The following is a 19,361-nucleotide window of genomic DNA, read 5'->3' as shown; positions in this document are numbered from 1 at the left end:
TCGGTCGTGTCGTCCCGCTCGACGAGCGGGAGGCCTGTCAGAACTTCGGCGCGTCCGGTGCCTCGAGCAGGCCCAGCCGGAGCGCGGTCATCAGGGCCTGCGCCCGGTTGGCCGCGCCGAGCTTCTCGTAGAGCTTCGAGATGTGCGTCTTCGCCGTGGACTCGCTGACGAACAGCTGCTTGGCGATGCCCGCCACGCTCATCCCGTCGGCGAGCAGCCGCAGCACCTGCCCCTCCCGCGGAGACAACTGCGGGCCGGACGGGGCGAGCCGGCGCTTCATCGCCTCGGCCAGGTCGGCCGCGGTGAACGCGCTGGGGGAGGAGGCGGCGTGCCGGGCGGCGGCCACCACCTCGTCGGCCGGGGCGGTCTTCGGCACGAAGGCGCTCGCGCCGGCCTCCAGGGCTCCGAAGAGCTGGTCGTCGCCGGCGTACATGGTCAGCACCACGATGCCCATCGACGCGCTGGACTTGCGCAGCGCGCGGGTGGCCTCCAGGCCGCTGCCGTCGGGCAGCCGCAGATCCATGATCACCACGTCCGGCTGCAAGGCGCCGGCCTGGCGTACTCCCTCCGCCGCCGTGGCCGCCTCACCGACGACCTCGAACTGGCGGTCGCGCTCGAAGGCGTGCCGCAAACCCTTGCGAATCAGGTCATGATCGTCGACAAGGAGGACCTTGGTACGGGTGGCCGGTATCGGACTTGTGGTCATCCTCGGGTTACTCCCCTTCTGGTGCTGCGCTGCCGCGCACGTTATCGCGCCGGGCCGAGGTGCCGAGAACCACCGCCACGGTCGTGCCGCTGGGTTGCCGCGGCCTGATCTCCAACCGGCCCCGGATACGTTCCGCCCTCTCGGCCATGATCGCAAGACCGTACCGTCCGTCCGGGCGCTGGTCAGCCATCCCCTGACCGTCATCCGACACTTCTATTTGCGCGTACGGGGGGTCGACCTCACACGTGACCCACAAATTCGACGCCCCGGCGTGCTTGCGCGCGTTGGTCACCGCCTCCTGCGCGATGCGCAGCAACTCGGCTTCGGTGGCGGCCGGCAACCGGGCGGTGGACTCGTCCAGCGAGAGGTGCACCCGCAGCCCGCCGGACGCGCCCACGGTGCGCGCGTACTCGGCGATCGCCGCGGCCAACCCACCCTGCCGGTCCACCTCGCTGCGCAACTCGAAGAGGCTCAGCCGCAGCTCCTGGATCACCCGGGTCACCTCGCCGCGCAGCGTACGCAGGGCCTCGGCGGTCTCGTCGGCGTCGTCGAAGACGGTGGCCAGGGCGTTGTCGATGCCGTAGCCGACCATCACCAGCTCCTGGGCCACCCCGTCGTGGATCTCCCGGGCCAGCCGCTGCCGTTCCTCGTTGGTGGCCAGTGAGCGCACCTCGTCGAAGAGCAGCGCCGCCTCCAGCCGCAGCGCGGCCGGGCGGGTCAGCGCGGTCACCCGGGACACCACCGGTGGTGGGTACGCGTGCGCGGCGTCGGCCTCCAGCACCACCAGACCCACGGTGCGCACCCCGGCGACCAGCGGAATGATCAGCGCGGACACGTCGCCGCCGCGGTGCGAGCGGGACTGCGACCGGGCGGCGGTGGTGGCCTGCTGGGTGGCCCAGGCGTCGGCGATCGCCGAGTCGGCGTCCAGCGTCGTCTCCCAGTCCACCCGGTCGACACCGGCCTGGGCGAGCACCACGAGCCGACCGCCGCCGCTGGCCGACAGCACCGCGCCCCGGTCCGCGCGGGCCACCGTCCGCAGCTCCTCCAGCAGGTGCTCGGAGATGCCGCCCGGGTCCAGGGTCGCCCCGGGCAGCTGCCGGGCCACCGTTCGCAGTTGGGTCAGCAGCCGGGTCGCCTCGGCGTACGGCTGGGGTTTGCCCTCACCGCGGACCGCCATCACCCGGTGCAGCGTGCCGGCGGCATAGAGCCCCAGCGCCGCCAGGATCAGCCACTGCGCGCAGACCGCGAGGTAACCCAGCTGGCCGAGCTGGAGACCACCGTCGACCCGGGTCAGCGCGCCGCTGAGCAGCAGGGTGGCGGCGGTGACCACGAGCAGCGCGGCGCCCTCCGGGAAGCGGCGGCGCAGCGCGGTGACTGTCACCGGGACCGCCAGGTAGGGCAGCACCGCCGAGGCGCCCAGGCCGTCGACAGTGCCACCGATCGACGCCACAGCGGCGACGTGGCTCGCGGCCAGCCCCAGCACCAGCACCTCGGCCACCCGGCTCAGCGGGCCGACCAGCCGGTGCTGCGGTGCCAGCAGTGACGGCAGCCCGGCCACCGCCAGCAGCGCGATCCACCACAGCTGGGTGACGTCGCGGGTGGCGAACAGGGTCAGGATGGCGACCAGCGCCAGCATCACCACGCGGGCGGCCGCGGCGAGGGGATGCGGGTGCGGGGCGGTGGCTGTGGATGCGGGCACGTGACGGATGGTAGTCAGCCTCGGTAGATATCGGCGATCTCCGCCGCGTACGTCTTGTGGACAACCTGGCGCTTGACCTTGAGCGACGGGGTCAGCTCGCCGGTCGCCTCGGTGAAGTCGCGGGGCAGGACCCGGAACACCTTGATCGCCTCGGCCTTCGACACGGCCCGGTTCGCGGCGTCGATCGCGGCCTGGATCTCCTTGCGGAGGCTCTCGTGCTCGCGCAGCTGCTCGACAGGGGTGTCGAGGGGCATCCCGGCGCTCTCCAGCCAGGTCGGCAGCGCCTCCTCGTCGACGGTGACCAGCGCCGCGATGAACGGCTTCCGGTCGCCGACCACGACACACTGGCTGATCAACGGGTGCGCCCGGACCAGGTCCTCCAGTACCGCCGGGGCGACGTTCTTGCCGCCGGCGGTGACGATCAGCTCCTTCTTGCGGCCGGTGATGCTCAGGTAGCCGTCGGAGTCGAGCTGGCCCAGGTCGCCGGTGCGGAACCAGCCGTCGGCGCTGATCGTCTCGGCAGTCGCCGTCTCGTTGCGCCAGTAGCCCTGAAAGATCAGCGCACCGGAGATCAGGATCTCGCCGTCGTCCTCGATCCGCACCGTGACACCGGGCAGCGGACGGCCGACGCTGCCCATCCGGGTGCCGCTGGGCAGGTTCGCGGCGGCGGCGGGCGAGGTCTCGGTGAGGCCGTAGCCCTCCAGGACCGTCACGCCGATGCCCCGGAAGAAGTGGCCGAGCCGGGCGCCGAGTGGCGCGCCGCCGGAGATCGCGTCCCGGCACCGTCCGCCGAGCGCGGCGCGCAGCTTGCGGTAGACCAGCCGGTCGAAGACCACGTGCTGGGCGCGCAGCGCCAGGCCAGGTCCGCCCGGGGTCTCCAGCGCCTCGCTGTACGCGATGGCGACCTGCTCGGCGCGGGCGAAGACGCCACCCTTGCCGTCCGCCTCGGCCTTCTGCTTGGCGGCGTTGTAGACCTTCTCGAAGACCCGGGGTACCGAGAGCACGAAGGTGGGTCGAAACGCCTGCAGCTCGGCGACCAGGTTCTTGGTGTCGGCGCAGTGCGCCATGGTGGCCCGCGCCTGCACGACGCCGATCTGGATGAGCCGGGCGAAGGCGTGCGCCAGCGGAAGGAAGAGCAGGGTGCTCGCGCCGGCGTTGAACAGGTTCGGCAGCACCGGCACCGCGTTGGCGATGTCGGCGTACATGTTGCGGTGGGTGAGCACGCAGCCCTTGGGCCGGCCGGTGGTGCCGCTGGTGTAGATGATCGTGGCCAGGTCGTCGGCGCGGACGGCCTTGCGCCGCCGCTCGACCTCGGCCAGCTCGGTCGCGGTGCCGGTGCTGACCAGCTCGTCGACGCCGCCGCTGTCGATCTGCCAGACCTGGCTCAGGTCGGGCAGCCGGTGCCGGACACCGGCGACCAGTGCGGCGTGCGCCTCGCTCTCCACCACGACGGCGACCGCGTTGGAGTCCTCGAGGATCCACGCGGCCTGCTCGGCGCTGGACGTCTCGTAGATCGGTACGGTCACCGCGCCGACGGCCCAGATGGCGTAGTCCAGCAGCGTCCACTCGTAGCGGGTGCGGCTCATCAGCCCGACCCGGACGCCGGGCTCGATGCCGGCGGCGATCAGCCCGCGGGCCACGGCGGCCACCTCGTCGCGGAACTGGAGGCAGGTCACCTCGGTCCACTCGGTGACGGTGCCGTCGGTGCGCGGAGTGGGGCGGGCGAACTGGACGGTGTCGGGCGCGACTTCGGCGTTGTCCCAGACCGGATCGGTGAGGTTGGCCGCGTCGCCAACGGTGACGATCGGCGGGACGGAGAACTCGCGCACCTGCACTCCTTCGTGCTCGCACTGGTCGGGCTGGCCGCCGCCGTGGGCGTCGGCATGTGTCGAAACCTACCCGGCGGGCGGTCGGGGTGAGACAACCAGGAGGCGGGTAGCCTCCCCCCATGGCGGACTCCTCCACCCAGTCGATCATCATCGGCGCCGCACCGGATCGGGTGACGGCGGTCATCTGCGACTTCGCGCGCTACCCGGAGTGGACCGAGGCGGTGCGCCGCGCCGAGGTCGTCGAGGAGTACGAGGACGGCTACGCCAGTCAGGTGCGATTCACCATCGACGCCGGGGTGATGGCCGACGAGTACGTGCTCGCCTACGAGTACGCCGAGGACCTCTCCCGGATCGAGTGGCACCTGGTCGCCCCGTCGAAGATGCAGAAGGCCCAGCGTGGTTCGTACGACCTGGTGGGTAACCAGGACGGCAGCACGACGGTGACCTACACGCTGGAGGTCGACCTGTCGGTCGGCATGCTCGGGATGTTTCGGCGCAAAGCCGAGAAGATGATCATGGACACCGCGTTGAAGCAGCTCAAGCGCCGGGTAGAAGCAACCGGTGCGGCGCAGTGACGTGTCCGGTGGCACGGTAGAGGAGCCGACGGTGGGCGGAACGGATCCGGGTTCGGCCCGGGAAGAGGCGGAGCGGCTGGTCGCCACCCTGCTGGCGGGGGCGCGACTGGCCTCCGCCGGCTCGGCGGGCGGCGCGCTCGGCTCGTTGGGCGGGATGCTGTCCGGTGTCCTCGGTCACAGCGCCGGGCCTGACGCCCGCCCCGGCGCCGGTGGTGCTTTCGCCACCGGTTCGGCCGAATGCTGCGTCTGCCCGGTCTGTCGGGGCATCGCCGCGTTGCGGGACCCGAGTCCGGAATTCGCCGAGCGGCTCGCTACCGGCGCCGGAGACCTCGCCGCGGGCGTCGCCAGCCTGCTCCGCGCGTTCTCCCCGACGGAACCGGCCGCGCCGAGCCCCGCCGAGCCGGCCGCCGAACAGACCAGCCCGCCCTCGCCGGCACCCGCCGCGAGCACCGACGACGTGCTCCCCGAGCCCGCTCCGAGCGCCCCGCCCACCGCGACAGTCGACGACCACGTGTGGCGCGATGCCACCCGTACCGGGCATGATTCTCAGCCGGCGCCGGAGCGGGATGTCTGGTCGGTCGCCACCCGGACGGCGGACCCACTCGCCCCGGCCGCCGCACCACCCGTCGACGAGGCCGGGACGGCGACCGTACCGGCACCGACCACCCGTCCCGTGGTGCCCGCCTCGCGGGTGCCCGATGACGCCGACGCGGAAGCATCGGGCGACGGCGCCTGAGCGCGGGACCTTCCGACCCGGACCGGCACTGTGCCGGAACCCGGGCCGGACAGCACAGCAGAGGGGGGCGGTAGCGGTGACGCTGACCATCGGAGTCGACGTCGGTGGCACGAAGGTGGCCGGCGGTGTCGTGGACGACACCGGCACGGTCCTCGTGCAGACCCGACGGGACACTCCCGCCGATGACGTGGCAAAGACCCGCGACGTCATCATCGAGTTGGTCGGCGAGCTGGCTGCCGGGCGGACCATCGAGGCCGTCGGCATCGGCGCGGCCGGGTGGATCGACGCCAGCCGTTCGACAGTGCTCTTCGCTCCCAACCTGGCCTGGCGTGACGAACCGCTGCGCGAGTACGTCAGCGAGGCCGTCGGGCTGCCGGTGATCGTGGAGAACGACGGGAACGTCGCCGCGTGGGCCGAGTTCCGCTACGGCGCGGCCCGCGACGCCGACGACTCGATGATCATGTTCACCATCGGCACCGGTGTGGGCGGCGGCATCGTCCTCGGCGGCGACCTGATGCGCGGCGCGCACGGCATCGCCGCCGAGCTGGGCCACATGCTGGCCGTGCCGGACGGGCACCAGTGCGGCTGCGGCCGGCTGGGCTGCATCGAGCAGTACGCCAGCGGCAGCGCCCTGGTGCGGTTCGCCCGGGCCGGCGCCCGGCAGGAGCCCAACCGGGCCACCGCACTGCTGAAGCTGGCCGGCGGGGAGGCCGAGGCGATCACCGGCCCGATGGTGACCGCCGCCGCGCAGGGCGGCGACCCGGTCTCCGCCGAGGCGTTCGCCCAGATCGGCCGGTGGCTGGGCACCAGCCTCGCCGACATGGCGCAGATCCTCGACCCGCAGACACTGGTGGTCGGCGGCGGCGTGATCGACGCCGGTGACCTGCTGCTCGGCCCCACCCGCCGCTCGTACCTCGACGCGCTCGCCCAGCGCGGTCGCCTGCCGGTGGCCGAGGTGCTCCCGGCGGAGCTGGGCAACAGCGCCGGGGTGATTGGCGCCGCTGACCTGGCCCGCCGGATCTGAGGCGGTCCGGGATGGGCGTGCCGCTGCGCGTGGTGTCGTACAACATCCACAGCCAGCGCGACGACACCGCCGCACTGGCGGCGGTGGTCCGGGCCGCGACGCCGGACGTGGTGATCGTGCAGGAGGGGCCGCGCCGGTTCCGGTGGCGACAGAAGTCCGCCACGTTGGCCGAGTCGTTCGGTCTGGTGGTGGCCGCCGGTGGACTGCCCGCCCTGGGCAACCTGCTCCTGACCAGCCTGCGGGTCCAGGTGCTGGGCACCCGCTGCCAGCGCTTCCCGCTGACCCCCGGCCGGCACCTGCGCGGCGCGGCGTACGCCGACTGCCGGGTCGGTGACGCCCGGTTCACAGTCGCCGGGTCGCACCTGTCCACCGACCCGGCCGAGCGGCCCTCCCAGGCCACCGAGTTCAAGCGTGGCCTGGACGCGGCGACCAGCCCGGTGCTGGCCGGGGCGGACCTCAACGAGGGGCCGGACGGGCCCGCCTGGGCCACCGTGTCGCGCGGGTTGACCGACGCGGCGGTGGCGGCCGACCGGGCCGAGCGGCTCACCTACTCCTGCGCGGACCCGCGCCGACGCATCGACGCGCTCTTCGTCGACCGGCGGATCACGGTGGTGGACTACGACGTGGTGGACACCCCGCAGACCCGCCGGGCCAGCGACCACTTCCCGGTCCTGGTCGACCTGCTGCTACCCACCACCGGCTGACCCCCGACCCCGGCTCGACCGTCGGCGCGTCCGGCTCAGGACTGGACATCCGGCCCGGTTGTGGAGAGGATTTCGCGGCGACCGGCACGCCTGCCGTACCAAAAGGAGATGTCCCCGGTGTCCACCTCCACCGACCACGGCCGGCCCGACCCGGAGGCGACCTCGCCCGCGGCGAACAGCGACGGCCGCCCGGTCTCCGACCGGGGCGACACGGTCTGCGTCATCGGGGCCGGGGCCAGCGGCCTGACGGCCATCAAGAACCTGCGTGAGCACGGGTTCGGCGTGGACTGCTACGAGCGGGAGACGGGCGTCGGCGGCGCCTGGAACTGGCGGCACGACCGCAGCCCGGTGTACGCCAGCACCCACCTGATCTCGTCGAAGCCGTTCACCCAGTTCCCCGACTTCCCGATGCCGGACTCCTGGCCGGACTACCCGCACCACGGTCAGCTGCTGTCCTACTTCGAGCGGTACGCCGACCACTTCGACCTGCGTTCGCACATCTGGTTCGGCACCGAGGTGATCCGGGTCGAGCCCGTCGACGGGGACCGGTGGGACGTGACCACCCGTTCCACCGGCGGGTACGGCCCCGAGCGCACCGCCCGGTACGCCGCGGTGGTGATCGCCAACGGCCACAACTGGTCGCCGAAGCTGCCCCGCTACGAGGGCCTGGAGGAGTTCCGCGGCGAGATCATGCACGCCTCGTCCTACAAGGACCCGGCGCAGCTGCGCGGCAAGCGGGTGCTGGTGGTCGGTGCCGGCAACACCGGCTGCGACATCGCCGTGGAGGCCGCCCAGCAGGCGTCGCGCTGCTGGCACTCCACCCGCCGCGGCTACTGGTACGCGCCGAAGTACGTGCTCGGTCGCCCCGCCGACCAGGTGAACGACAGCCTGTTGGCGCTGCGGGTGCCGCTGCGGGTGCGGCAGTGGCTCTACCACTGGACGCTGCGGCTGACCGTCGGCGACCTGACCCGCTTCGGCCTGCCCAAGCCCGACCACCGGGTGTACGAGACGCACCCGATCGCGAACAGTCAGCTCGTGTACTACGTGGGCCACGGCGGGATCGGCCCGGTGCCGGACGTCGCCCGGTTCCACCCGTACGCGGTGGAGTTGGCCGACGGCCGCGAGATCGACCCCGAGGTGGTCGTCTTCGCCACCGGTTACCTGCCGCGCTTCGAGTTCCTCGACGCGTCGGTGTTCTCCGACAGCGCCGGCACGGGCAGGCCCACGCTGTGGCTCAACGCGTTCACCCCGGGGCATCCGACCCTGGCCGTCGCCGGCCTGCTGCAACCGGACTCCGGGTTGTTCACCCTGTCGCACTGGCAGACGGTGCTCTTCGCCAGGCTGCTCCAGGCCCGCCGGGACCGGCCGGAACGGGCCACCGCGTTCGCGTCTCGGGTGCGGGAGCGGGCGGGGGAGCGGTACTCCGGGCCGGTCAAGGACAGCAGCCGGCACTGGTTCGAGGTCGGGCACGCCGACTACCTGCGCGCCATCCAACGCGCCCTGGTCGAGCTGGAGGGCAAGTGAGCGCGAGCGAGCTGCGGATCATGCGGGGCCGGGAGTGGTCCCGGCCGGTACGGCCGGCCCGGCGGGAGGTGCTCAGCGCGGTCCCCGAGCTGGAGGAGGGGCGGCCGCCGCTGCTGTTCGTCCCCGGGTTCGGGCACGGCGCGTGGGCGTTCGCCGAGCACTGGTTGGGCCACGTGGCGTCGCGCGGGTTCCCGGCGTACGCGGTGAGCCTGCGCGGGCACGGTGGCAGCGAGCCGGCCCCGGAGGCGACGCTGCGGGCGTACGCCCATGACGTGGTCCAGGTGGCCGCGAGCCTGCCGCGGCAGGCGGTGCTGGTGGGGCACGGCGCCGGGGCCCTGGTGGTGGCACACGCGTTGGCCCGCTACCCGGCGCGGGGCGCGGTGCTGGTGGCTCCGGTCTTCGGCGGCTGGGGGGTGCTGGGCGCGGCGTTGCGCCGCAACCCGGCGGGCACGTTGCCGGCGGTGTTCGGTGGGCCGTTGCGGCTCAACCGGGGGCAACTGTTCAGCCGCGAGTTGCCCGACGAGGAGGCCCGGCGGTATGTCGGACGCCTCGGTCGGGCGGGTCGGCGGGCCCAGTGGGCGCTGCTGGCCGAGCCGGAGGCCGAGCCGGCGGTGGGCGCGCCCCCGGTGTTGGTGCTGGGCAGCCCGGACGACCGGGTGGTGCCGGCGTCGACATTGACCCGGGTGGCCCGCCGGTACGGGTCGGCCCCGCTGCTTTTTCCCGGAATGGGCCACGACCTGATGCTGGACGCGCGGTGGGCGGAGCCGATCGACGCGATCCTGGACTGGCTGGAGAAGGAGCCGGTGGCGCACTGAGCGGCCAGGCCGTCGGCGCTCAGCCGCCGGCCTGGTGGGTGGCCGGGCTGCCGGCCGGGGTGGCCGGCCTGGGCACCCGAGCCGCGCCCTCGGAGCCGGTGTCGGTGCCGGTCAGGCGACTGATCAGGCCGCCGCCCTCGTCCAGGGCACGCAGGTAGGAGCGGGCCCAGGCCCGGATGTCGTGTTGGTGCAGGTGGGCGCGCATGGCCCGCATCCGCTGGGTGGTGTCGGCCGGGTCGGCCCGCAACGCCGCGCGCAGGCCCTGCTTGAGCCCTTCCAGGTCGTGCGGGTTGACCAGGTACGCCTGGGACAGTTCGGCTGCGGTGCCGGCGAACTCGCTGAGCAGCAGCGCGCCGGTGTCGTCGACCCGCGCGGCCACGTACTCCTTGGCGACCAGGTTCATTCCGTCGCGCAGCGGGGTCACCGCCATCACGTCGGCGACCCGGTAGAGCGCGGCCAGCTCGGCCCGGTCGAAGGGCTGGGTGAGGTAGTGGATCGCGGGCTCACCGACCCGGCCGAACTCGCCGTTGATCCGGCCGACCTCGCGTTCGATGCGCTCGCGCAGGATCTGGTACTGGCCGACACGTTCCCGGCTCGGCATGGCGACCTGCACCAGCACCGTGTCGCGGACCTTGACGTCACCGCTGGCGAGCAACTCGCTGTACGCCTTGAGGCGCTGCTCAATGCCCTTTGTGTAGTCCATCCGGTCCACGCTGAGGACCACCTGCCGGGGATCGCCGAGGTCCTGACGGAGCCGGTGGGCCCGGGCGGCGACGTCCGGGCGGTCGGCGAGCGCCGCCATCTCGGCGGTGTCGATGGAGACCGGGAACGCGCCGATGCGGACGACCCGGTCGTCGATGCCGATCCGCCGGTCGGTGGCCGGCAGCTCCAGCACCCGGGTCACCAACTGGGCGAAGTTGTGCGCCGCCTGCACCCGCTGGAAGCCGACCAGGTCGGCGCCGAGCATGCCGCGCAGCAGTTCGGCCCGGCGGGGCAGTTGCATGAACAGCTCCGGTGGCGGGAACGGCACGTGCAGGAAGAACCCGATGCGCAGGTCCGGGCGGAGCGCGCGCAGCAGACCGGGGACCAGTTGCAGGTGGTAATCCTGCACCCAGACCACGGCGCCCGGCTCGGCCACCTCCGCTGTCGCCTCGGCGAAGCGCTGGTTGACCCGCTGGTACGCCTCCCACCACCGGCGGTGGTGCTGCGGCTGTTCCACCGAGTCGTGGTAGAGCGGCCAGAGGGTGGCGTTGGCGAACCCCTCGTAGTGGTCGCGCAGGTCTTCCGGGCTGAGCGCGACGGTGTGCATCCGCACGCCGTCGACGTCCGGCAGGGCGGGGGCCGGCCCGGTGCCACCGGCCCAGCCGACCCAGGTCGCCGGGGTGTGCCGCAGGAGCGGGTGCAGCGCGCTGACCAACCCGCCCGGGCTGCGCCGCCACTCGCAGGCCCCGTCCGGGGCCTGGTTGTCGTCGATGGGGAGGCGGTTGGCCACCACCACGAGAGAACTCTGTCGCATCTCGGGCATTCCGATCAGCAGAGGACTGACCGCCGCGAGCAAGGAAAAACCGGTCAGTCAGCGGGGGAAGTGACGTACAGCGGTATTCCTACTGACAGTAAGTTACACCACTGTTACGCACCCGGCGGGGCGCTGCTGTCCCGGGATGCGGGCCGACCGTCAGACGACGGCGCCGTTGTCCGGGTCGTCGTCTTCCTCGTCGCCGGGACGCAGCCGCCAGATCAGCGTGACGAAACCGGCCAGGATGCCGGTGAAACCGAACAGCGTGACCGCGGAGCGGTCGATCGGGAGCAGCCACGGGAAGAGGAACAGCACGAACCCGACGACCACCCCGAGCACGCCGATCACCGCGTACTTGCTGACGCGGGGCAGCGGCGGCGGTGGCGGCGGGTGGTAGCCCTCGTCGTCCTCGTCGTCGGGCAGGTCGGCGCCGAAGGTGTCCAGCCCGTCCAGCAGCGACGGCTCGTCCGGTCGGGTGCCGCGCCCGACGGAAATCCCGGAGATGTCCGTCGCGGACGGCAACCGACGAACGTCGGTGGCGGTCGGACCGGGTTCGTCGGTGCCGGAGCGGGCCAGCGGCCCGGAGGTCGGCTCGTCCCGGCTGTCTCGTTCGTCCACGTCCTCCGAGGCCGGCCACGGGTGGTCACCGGGCGTGGAGGTGGTGTGGAAACCCGCCACGATCCGCGCCCACTCGGCGTCGATGTCCGGTTCGTCGCGAGCCGGTGGCTGCTCCGGAGCGGTCTCGTCGGCGAGCTGGGTGAGGTAGTCCCGGGCGGTGGTCAGGTGCGAGCGGTCGACGTAGAGCCTGTCGACCGGCCGGGCCGGCACCGTGGTGGTGCGGGTGACCGGGTTGAGATCGGCGGAGGGCTGGAGGTAGGCGGCGATCCCGCCGGCGGCCAGCACGTCGAGCAGGTGCTCACCGACGCGCGGATCGACATCGCCGACGACGGCGTACTCGTTCGCGTCGAGCCCGTTGTCCCGCCGTCCCCGGCGGGCCCCACCCGCTGACACCCGGACATCCCCCTTAACGCGCCTTCCGGCGCGGCCACCGCTGCCCTTCGGCGCCAGTCCGCACGCCGTGCTCTGAATCGTGACACGTCAGGGCATGGTTCCGGGAGTGCGTTGTGTCGCGTCTTCCAAAGTCACGGCTGCTCGCGCAGGTCGCGGCGGGGCTCCTTTGTCCGTTCTTGCGCGACAAGTGCGATCTCGGTGATCGCGGGAAGGGTCGATGCCTCGGCTCCCGGAACGTCGTCCGTTGTGGTGGGAGCGCTCGCTTCGTAGGCTCGGCGGCGACGACGGCTGGCGCTGTCGCGGGCACACCACGGGAAAGGACGCCGGTGCTCTACTGGCTGCTGAAGTACGTCATCCTCGGTCCGCTGCTCAAGCTGATCTTCCGCCCGCAGGTGGAGGGCCTGCGCAACGTGCCGGCGACCGGTCCGGTGATCCTCGCGAGCAACCACCTCTCCTTCTCCGACTCGATCTTCACACCGTTGATCACCGCCCGGAAGGTCACCTTCGTCGCCAAGGCCGAGTACTTCACCGGCAAGGGAATCAAGGGCTGGCTGACCAGGATGTTCTTCGTCGGCACCGGCACGATTCCGGTGGACCGCTCCGGTGGCCGGGCCGCGCGCGCCGCCCTGGACACCCAGTTGCAGGTGCTGCGGGCCGGGGGAGTGGCCGGCATCTACCCCGAGGGCACCCGCTCCCCGGACGGGCGGCTCTACCGGGGCAAGACTGGGGTGGCCCGGCTCGCCCTGGAGAGCGGCGCGGTGGTGGTGCCGGTGGCGATGCTCAACGCCGACGAGATCCAGCCGCCGGGCAAGCTGATCCCCAGGATCGACCGGGTGAGAATCCGGTTCGGGGCGCCGCTGGACTTCTCCCGCTACGCCGGGCTGGCCGGCGACCGGTTCGTCGAGCGCGCTGTCACCGACGAGATCATGTACGAGTTGATGGAGCTCTCCGGTCGGGAGTACGTCGACGTCTACGCCCAGAAGCTCAAGCAGCCCGTCCCGACGCCGCTGGCCGCCTGAGTCACCGCCGTGCCGGCCCGCTCGGCGCTCAGGGCAGGTGGAGCAGGGCGGGGGCGTGGTGGTGGGTGGCGAAGCCGTGCAGGCGGGTGCGGGTCGCCGCGGCGGCCTGTGGGTCGGTCTCGGCCAGCGGGCCGACGGCCAGCGCCAGCGTGATGACCTCGTCGGTCACGTCGTTCATCCGGGCGTAGCTCGCCGCCGCCGAGCGCAGCAGGTTCGCCGCTGTCGAGGCGTCCCCGGCGTGCCGGGCCAACGTGGCGTCGGCGACCTGACCGGCCGCGTGGGCCCAGGGGGTCATCCGGGGCGCCCGGTCGAGCAGTTGCCGGACCAGCCGGGCCGCGTCCGCGCCGAGCACCCCGGCGACGTGCCCGACGGCCGGCACCCACTCCGCGAACGGAATCATCCGGGTCCGTTGCCAGTCCTCGTCCAACTCGGTGAGCAGCGCCATCGCCTCGGCGCGGCGGCCCTGCACCGCCCGACAGAGGGCGGCGTGCGCCAGGGTGGAGCGCAGCACCCGGTGGAATCCAGTGCGCCGCGCCGCGACCAGCGCCTGCTCGACCAGATCCCCACCCGTTGCGTCCGGCCCCGCAGTGTCGTCGGGCCCGTCGGGTCCGACCAGCTCTGCTGCGGCCAGCCCGCGCATCCAACCCGAGACCGCCACGATGTGCAGATCCCACTCCGCGGTCGGCCGTCGGGTCGACTCCGCCGCCATCGCCAGCGCCGCCGTCCAGTCACCCGCGTAGTACGACCGTGCCCACTGGTCGGCGAAGCTGGTGGCGAGGCTGTGCTCACCGCCCAGGTCGAGGGTGAGCTGCTCGTCGACCAACCGGGCCGAGCCGGCCAGGTCACCCTCCTCCTGCAACGCCCAGGCCAGGTTCTGCACCGCCCGACGTCGACTGGTCAGCCGCTCCACCCGGCAGTGCTCGGTCACCTCCGCCAGCTCCGGGAACGCCTCGGCGGAGCCGGCCAGGTAACGCGCCACGGCCAGGGTGATCCGCGCATTGGCCTGGACCTCGCGCAGCTGGAGCCGCTCGGCCAGGGACGCCGCCGCCCGCGCCGCGGTGCACGCCGGCTCGGTCTCCGCGTTGAGCATGTGCACCCGGGCCAGCTCCAGCAGGGCGCCCGCCTTCTCCTGACTGTCCGGCAGGTCGCCGTAGATGCCGATCGCCTGGTCCAGGCAGTGCAGCGTCGCCGACCGGTCGGCCCGACTCCAGGCGGCGGTGGCGAGCAGCGTCCAGGCGCGCGCCGCCCCCGTCCGGTCGCCGCTCGTGGTGAGCCGCGCGGCCAGCCGGGTCAGGATGTCGGTGCCGCCCGCCACCAGGAAGGCGTCCCCGTCCCGATAGAACGCCAGCTCGGCGTCGAACAGCTCCAACGCCGGGTCCGGCCCGACGTCCAGGGCCAGCGCCCGGCCCACCAGCGCGGCGGCGGTGTCCAGCGCGTGCAGCTCGTACGCGCGGCGGGCCGCCCGGTGCAGCGCGGCCCGCGCCGACGGGGCGTAGGGGGCGGTGTCCAACCCGACGGTCCGGGCGATCTCGTGTGCCGCCCAGCGATGGTTGGCCAGCACCTCGGCCAGGTCGTACTGCCGGCCGTCGGTGAGCTGTGCCATCCAGTCGGCGGTGCGTTGGTGGCGCAGCACCCGCTCGGCCCTGGGCAGCCGCTGGTAGCAGACGTCACGCACCAGGATGTGCCGGAACCGGTACTCGGGCTGGCCGGGCATCGTCGACGTGCTCTGCTCGTACACCAGGTCGCGACGTTGCAGGCGGTCCAGCGCACGCTCCACCCACTCCACCGGCCGTCCCAACGCCATCGCCACCGGCGCGGCCCAGAACACCACGCCGACCACGGCGGCGGCCTGGAGCACCGCCCGGTCGGCCGGGTCCAGCAGGTCGAGCCGGTTGGCGATGACCGCCTGCACGGTGCGGGGCATCTCCGCGCCACCGTCGAGGTCGGGTCGGGCGGCCGAACCGACAGCGTCGAGCAGGCCGCCGTCCAGCAGCATCCGGGCGTACTCCTGAGCGTAGAGCGGGTTGCCGTCGGCGAACTCGATCAACGGGGTACGCGAGCTGGAGGGCAGCGTCGCCTGCCCGAGGAGCAGCGAGTAGAGCGTGTCGATGTCGGTGTCGTGCATCGGCGGCACCGAGATGGACATCGCGCCGCTGATCGTGCCGGTCCAGGCCGGGTGTCGTTCCCGCAGCTCCGGCCGGGCGGTGGCGACGACCAGCAGCGGTACGCCGCGCGCTGACGCGCCCAACTGCTCGACGAAGGCGAGCATCGCCTGGTCGGCCCAGTGCATGTCCTCGAAGACCAGCACGGTCGGGCCGGTGGTCGCCAGGGCGAGCAGGAACCGCCGCCAGGAGGCCTCGGTCTCGCCGGGGGTGAGCCGTTCACCGGGTACGCCGATCAGCGGCCCGAGCGCCTCGGCCAGCCGGGTCGCGTGCGGGTCGGCGAGCTGCCCCAGCCGGGAGCGCAGCCGCTCGCGCAGCGCAACCGGGTCGTCGACCTCCGGCACGCCCACCCAGGTCTTCACGATGTCGGACAGGGCGGCCCAGGTGACGTTCTCGCCGAACGGCGGGCACTGCCCGACGAGCCAGGTGATCGGCGTGCCGGGCAGGCTGCCGGCGTGCCGGGCCAGTTCGCGCAACAGCCGGCTCTTGCCCACACCGGCCGGGCCGAACACCGTCACCAACTGGGAGGTCCGCTCGGTCACCATCCGGTGCAGCGCGTTGACCAGCAGGCCGCGCTCGTGTTCCCGATCCACCATCGGGGTCAGTTCGGCGCCGCGCGGGTCCCGGTGCGGTCGCACCTGGACGGCCAGCCAGATCCGGCTCACCGCGGACCGGCCGCGCAGGGTGACCGGTGGTTGGTCGGCGTACTCCATCTCGTGTCGGGTTGCCGACCAGGTGCTCTCGTCGACGACGACACCGCCCGGCGGGGCGAACCCCTGGAGGCGGGAAGCGGTGTTGACGACGTCTCCGGTCACGAAGGCCTGCCCACCGTCGCGGGTGGCGGAGAGGTCGACCAGGGCCTCGCCGGTCGCGATGCCGACCCGGAAGCTCAGCGGCGGCTGTGGACCGGCGGGCTGGCGGGCCAGGCTCCGTTGCAGCTCCAGGCCGGCGCGGACGCACCGCAGCGCGTCGTTGTCGGTGGCCACCGGCGCGCCGAACAGCGCCATCGCCGCGTCGCCGATGTACTTCTCGACCACCCCGCCGTACTGGTGCACGATCCGGCGGACGGTGGCGAAGTAGGTCTGTTGCAGACCGCGGGCCTGCTCCGGGTCGGCCCGCTCCGCGTAGCTGGTGAAGTCCACTATGTCGACGAAGAGCACGCTGACCTGACGCCGGTCCTCCTGCACCGCGACGGCGTGGTCCCGCAGCGGTTGACCGCAGCTGGTGCAGAAATTGACCTCGGTGCTGTTGGCATGCCCGCAGTGCGCACAGTTGACCCCGAGCGGCTGGCCACACCCGCCGCAGAAGCGGTCGTCCGGCCCGGCCGCGCGTGCGCAGTGTCCACACTTGAGGTCGATGTTCAGCTCCGTGGGCGAAAGAGGTCAGTATCACGGCCGATCGGCCCAGTCGGGTACCCGACGTGCGGACGGGCAACGGCATCGATCGGTCGGGGTTAGTGTTCCGTACCAGGAAGTTTCATGTCAGGGAGAGTGCCGTGCAGGTACGACTGTCCGCCTCGTGGACCGATCCGGGTGGCACGCTGTGGGCGCCGGGGGACACGATCGACGTCGATGCGGTCACTCTCGCCGAACTGGAGGAGCAGGGCATGGTGGAAGAGCCTGAGGGTCAGTCGGGCGGGTCGGGGGAGACCACGACCACCTCGTCGAGCACGTCCACGGCTGGTAAGCCGACCGATCCGAAGAAGATCGGGCCGGGGCCGGGTGCGCCGCCGGCCGACAGCACGGAGAACTGATTTCCCGGGTGCGGTCGGCGGGCCATCGGTCCACCGGCCGCACCCGTCTGTCCTGCCCGTTCTTTGATGCCGGTTGCCAGTGGCGGCCGGCATCAGCAGTGCGCGCGGGTGGGTTGGCCGGCAACGGGTGACGGATGTCCACACCGGAGACCGGGGCGTCGGGACGGCCGGCGTGGGCCGGTCGGTCAGCGGTCGGCCATGCCGGCGCGGCGGCGCAGCGCCGCCACGTCGGTCACCACGATCCGGCGGCCCTCGGTACGCAGCCAGCCACGGCTGGCGAACGAGCCGATCGCCTGGTTGACGCTCTGTCGGGAACCACCGGCCATCTCGGCCAGTTGGCTCTGGTTGAGCTCGATCGTGATCATCGGTGCCTGGCTCTCGCCGGCCAGCCGCACCAGCGTCTTCGCCACCCGACCGGGCAGGTCGAGGAAGACGTGGTCGGCGTTCTGCTCGGTGAGCCGGCGGATCAGCCCGCCCAGCGAGCGCATCACCGCGTCCAGGATGCGGGGGTTGGAGTGCACCAGCTCCATGAACGCGCCCCGCGAGAGCGCGAGCGCCGCGCAGTCCTCGATGGCCTCCGCGGAGGCGGACCGGGTGGACGCGTCGAGCAGGGAGACCTCACCGAGCACGTCCGGTGGACGGATAACCGACAGCACTGCCCGCTCGCCGGTGGGTGCGGTGCGGAAGACCGCCACCGCGCCGCGGCGCAGCACGATCAGGGACTCGCCGGGGTCGTTCTCCACGAAGAGCAGTTGGCCCTTGCGGTAGGTGCGCGGAACGGCGGCAGCGATGACGCGCTGCCGCACCTCGGGCTCCAGCCCGGCGAACATCTCGACACCCGTGAGCGCGTCACCCGGCTCCGGCAGGCGAACCTCCACGGCCCAACCCCTCCCCCGGTCATGGACCACAAACTCGCTCACCGGGCGAACCTGATGGGCCCCGACAAGGTGAACTGACACCGATTCGGCGTCCGGTAGCGGTACACATCAGATCATGACGGTCCGGTCGCTTGCTGTACACCCCTCGAAGCACTTCCGTGACCGTCACGAGCTGCGACGCGCCGTTCACCAGGTGTCGCCGTGACCCGGTCGGCCTCCGGGCGGGCCCCGCCGGACGCGGCCGCGCGGCGGTGGGCGAGGATGCCCGGAATGGTCTACCGCTACTTCTACGACTGCGAGTTCATCGAGGACGGCACGACAGTCGACCTCGTCTCGATCGGTGTCGTCGACGAGTACGGCCGCGAGTTCTACGCGGTCTCCACCGAGTTCGACGACTCCCGTGCCGTGCCCTGGGTTCGACGCAACGTGCTGGACAAGCTGCCCTCCCCGGCGGACCGGGCCTGGCGCTCGCGTGAGCGCATCCGCGACGACCTGTACGACTTCCTGGTGGAGCCGATCCGGGACCGGCCGGGGGAGCAGTTGGAGCTGTGGGCCTGGTTCGCCGCGTACGACCACGTGGTGCTCGCCCAGCTCTGGGGCGCGATGCCGGCGCTGCCCCGGGAGATTCCCCGCTACACCAAGGAGCTGCGGCAGCTCTGGGACGACCGGGGTCGGCCGCCCCTGCCGGACGCGGACGCGGCCCGGCACGACGCTCTGGTCGACGCCCGGCACAATCTGGCCCGCTGGCGGGCGATGACAGCCCGTTGAGTGGTGGCCGCGCCGCCGTAGGTTTGACCGGTTCTGTCCCGGGCAACGGTTCGACCAGCCGAGCCGAGGGAGATTGCCATGAGCGACCAGCCGAGCAGTGCTGCGGAGGCACGCGCCCGGGTCACCGGCCTGGCCCGGGCCGCGCGGATCTGCATGCTCACCACCACTGCTCTGGACGGGCGGCAGGTGAGTCGACCGATGGGGCTCCAGGAGGCCGAGTTCGACGGCGAGCTGTGGTTCTTCGCCTACGCCGACTCGGCCAAGGTCCGCCAGATCCGGGTGAACCCGGAGGTCAACGTCGCCTTCTCCGACCAGAGGCACAACGCCTGGGTGTCGATCTCCGGCACCGCCACCGAGGGGTTCGACCGGGCCCGGGCCGAGCGGCTGTGGAACCCGCTGCTCAAGGCGTGGTTCCCCGACGGGCTGGACACCTCCGGCCTCACGCTGATCAAGGTGCACGCCAGCTCCGCCGAGTACTGGGACTCGCCGAGCAGCACTGTGGTGAACCTGCTCGACTACGCGAGGGCCGCGGTCACCGGCCGGCCACCGAAGGCCGGCGAGAACCACGAGGTGACCTACTGACCGGGGCAGAGTGCCCGGGGCGCGCTGTCGTCGTACTGGCGGGCCGACTACAGTTCGCAG

Annotated in this window: 17 protein-coding genes; 10 read left to right on the top strand and 7 right to left on the bottom strand. The window is 72.5% G+C overall.

Features of this window, described 5'->3' with window-relative positions:
- Positions 1-37 precede the first annotated feature (37 nt).
- From AB0B94_RS15440 to AB0B94_RS15430, 3 genes are read right to left on the bottom strand one after another with little or no spacing between them, the layout of a single operon-like run.
- Positions 38-706 (bottom strand): response regulator transcription factor, encoded by a 669-nt coding sequence (locus AB0B94_RS15440; RefSeq protein WP_030337723.1) that lies wholly within the window; start codon positions 704-706, stop codon positions 38-40.
- Positions 707-713: 7 nt separating this feature from the next.
- Positions 714-2,405, bottom strand: a complete 1,692-nt coding sequence (locus tag AB0B94_RS15435; RefSeq protein ID WP_357278257.1) for a GAF domain-containing sensor histidine kinase — start codon at positions 2,403-2,405, stop codon at positions 714-716.
- Positions 2,406-2,419: 14 nt separating this feature from the next.
- Positions 2,420-4,234, bottom strand: a complete 1,815-nt coding sequence (locus tag AB0B94_RS15430; RefSeq protein WP_357278254.1) for a long-chain fatty acid--CoA ligase — start codon at positions 4,232-4,234, stop codon at positions 2,420-2,422.
- 119 nt (positions 4,235-4,353) lie between these two features.
- On the opposite strand from AB0B94_RS15430, the gene AB0B94_RS15425 reads away from it, so the two are divergent.
- The 6 genes from AB0B94_RS15425 to AB0B94_RS15400 all read left to right on the top strand — a co-directional run bounded on the left by AB0B94_RS15425 (position 4,354) and on the right by AB0B94_RS15400 (position 9,612).
- Positions 4,354-4,809 (top strand): SRPBCC family protein, encoded by a 456-nt coding sequence (locus AB0B94_RS15425; protein WP_238667422.1) that lies wholly within the window; start codon positions 4,354-4,356, stop codon positions 4,807-4,809.
- A 31-nt stretch (positions 4,810-4,840) separates the two neighbouring features.
- Complete coding sequence (locus AB0B94_RS15420; protein ID WP_357278247.1) at positions 4,841-5,545, top strand: hypothetical protein; 705 nt, start codon at positions 4,841-4,843, stop codon at positions 5,543-5,545.
- Between the two features lie 76 nt (positions 5,546-5,621).
- On the top strand, positions 5,622-6,569 hold the full coding sequence (locus AB0B94_RS15415) for an ROK family glucokinase (protein WP_091407561.1): 948 nt from the start codon (positions 5,622-5,624) through the stop codon (positions 6,567-6,569).
- Positions 6,566-7,273: an endonuclease/exonuclease/phosphatase family protein gene (locus tag AB0B94_RS15410; protein ID WP_238667488.1), complete on the top strand. Its 708-nt coding sequence runs from the start codon at positions 6,566-6,568 to the stop codon at positions 7,271-7,273. The genes AB0B94_RS15415 and AB0B94_RS15410 overlap by 4 nt, the downstream gene beginning before the upstream one ends.
- A 117-nt stretch (positions 7,274-7,390) precedes the next feature.
- Positions 7,391-8,797: an NAD(P)-binding domain-containing protein gene (locus tag AB0B94_RS15405; RefSeq protein ID WP_357278236.1), complete on the top strand. Its 1,407-nt coding sequence runs from the start codon at positions 7,391-7,393 to the stop codon at positions 8,795-8,797.
- A 20-nt stretch (positions 8,798-8,817) separates the two neighbouring features.
- Positions 8,818-9,612: an alpha/beta fold hydrolase gene (locus tag AB0B94_RS15400; RefSeq protein ID WP_357278504.1), complete on the top strand. Its 795-nt coding sequence runs from the start codon at positions 8,818-8,820 to the stop codon at positions 9,610-9,612.
- Between the two features lie 19 nt (positions 9,613-9,631).
- Here AB0B94_RS15400 and AB0B94_RS15395 read toward each other — a convergent pair whose 3' ends face one another.
- Entirely contained in the window at positions 9,632-11,128 is a 1,497-nt protein-coding gene (locus AB0B94_RS15395) for a trehalose-6-phosphate synthase (protein WP_357278501.1), read from the bottom strand.
- Between the two features lie 159 nt (positions 11,129-11,287).
- On the bottom strand, positions 11,288-12,139 hold the full coding sequence (locus tag AB0B94_RS15390; RefSeq protein ID WP_238667418.1) for a DUF308 domain-containing protein: 852 nt from the start codon (positions 12,137-12,139) through the stop codon (positions 11,288-11,290).
- Positions 12,140-12,465: 326 nt separating this feature from the next.
- On the opposite strand from AB0B94_RS15390, the gene AB0B94_RS15385 reads away from it, so the two are divergent.
- Positions 12,466-13,158 (top strand): lysophospholipid acyltransferase family protein, encoded by a 693-nt coding sequence (locus AB0B94_RS15385; RefSeq protein WP_238667417.1) that lies wholly within the window; start codon positions 12,466-12,468, stop codon positions 13,156-13,158.
- A 28-nt stretch (positions 13,159-13,186) separates the two neighbouring features.
- On the opposite strand, the gene AB0B94_RS15380 is transcribed toward AB0B94_RS15385, so the two are convergent.
- Positions 13,187-16,678, bottom strand: coding sequence for an adenylate/guanylate cyclase domain-containing protein (locus tag AB0B94_RS15380; RefSeq protein WP_357278495.1), 3,492 nt, complete (start codon positions 16,676-16,678; stop codon positions 13,187-13,189).
- Positions 16,679-16,815: 137 nt separating this feature from the next.
- Between AB0B94_RS15380 and AB0B94_RS15375 the strand changes: the two genes are divergently transcribed.
- Positions 16,816-17,073 carry a hypothetical protein gene (locus AB0B94_RS15375; protein ID WP_084597913.1) on the top strand — a complete coding sequence of 86 codons (258 nt, stop codon included), beginning with the start codon at positions 16,816-16,818 and terminating at the stop codon, positions 17,071-17,073.
- A gap of 185 nt (positions 17,074-17,258) precedes the next feature.
- On the opposite strand, the gene AB0B94_RS15370 is transcribed toward AB0B94_RS15375, so the two are convergent.
- Positions 17,259-17,951 (bottom strand): Crp/Fnr family transcriptional regulator, encoded by a 693-nt coding sequence (locus tag AB0B94_RS15370; protein WP_091407574.1) that lies wholly within the window; start codon positions 17,949-17,951, stop codon positions 17,259-17,261.
- A 270-nt stretch (positions 17,952-18,221) separates the two neighbouring features.
- Between AB0B94_RS15370 and AB0B94_RS15365 the strand changes: the two genes are divergently transcribed.
- Together AB0B94_RS15365 and AB0B94_RS15360 are read left to right on the top strand one after the other, a co-directional pair.
- Positions 18,222-18,719, top strand: coding sequence for a polyadenylate-specific 3'-exoribonuclease AS (locus tag AB0B94_RS15365; protein WP_112582786.1), 498 nt, complete (start codon positions 18,222-18,224; stop codon positions 18,717-18,719).
- A 78-nt stretch (positions 18,720-18,797) separates the two neighbouring features.
- Entirely contained in the window at positions 18,798-19,301 is a 504-nt protein-coding gene (locus tag AB0B94_RS15360; protein WP_357278227.1) for a pyridoxamine 5'-phosphate oxidase family protein, read from the top strand.
- Positions 19,302-19,361 lie beyond the last annotated feature (60 nt).

Origin of the sequence: Micromonospora sp. NPDC048986, assembly GCF_040649335.1 — a bacterium.
Classification (GTDB): Bacteria; Actinomycetota; Actinomycetes; order Mycobacteriales; family Micromonosporaceae; genus Micromonospora; species Micromonospora alfalfae.
The sequence above is the reverse complement of the archived record's forward strand: the minus strand, read 5'-3'. Positions and strand labels throughout refer to the sequence as shown.

Bases quoted from the DNA above. Each gene is read 5' to 3' on its own strand.
- AB0B94_RS15440 (WP_030337723.1), bottom strand. From the start codon at position 706: ATGACCACAAGTCCGATACCGGCCACCCGTACCAAGGTCCTCCTTGTC.
- AB0B94_RS15425 (WP_238667422.1), top strand. From the start codon at position 4,354: ATGGCGGACTCCTCCACCCAGTCGATCATCATCGGCGCCGCACCGGAT.
- AB0B94_RS15400 (WP_357278504.1), top strand. From the start codon at position 8,818: ATGCGGGGCCGGGAGTGGTCCCGGCCGGTACGGCCGGCCCGGCGGGAG.
- AB0B94_RS15395 (WP_357278501.1), bottom strand. From the start codon at position 11,128: ATGCGACAGAGTTCTCTCGTGGTGGTGGCCAACCGCCTCCCCATCGAC.
- AB0B94_RS15365 (WP_112582786.1), top strand. From the start codon at position 18,222: ATGGTCTACCGCTACTTCTACGACTGCGAGTTCATCGAGGACGGCACG.
- AB0B94_RS15360 (WP_357278227.1), top strand. From the start codon at position 18,798: ATGAGCGACCAGCCGAGCAGTGCTGCGGAGGCACGCGCCCGGGTCACC.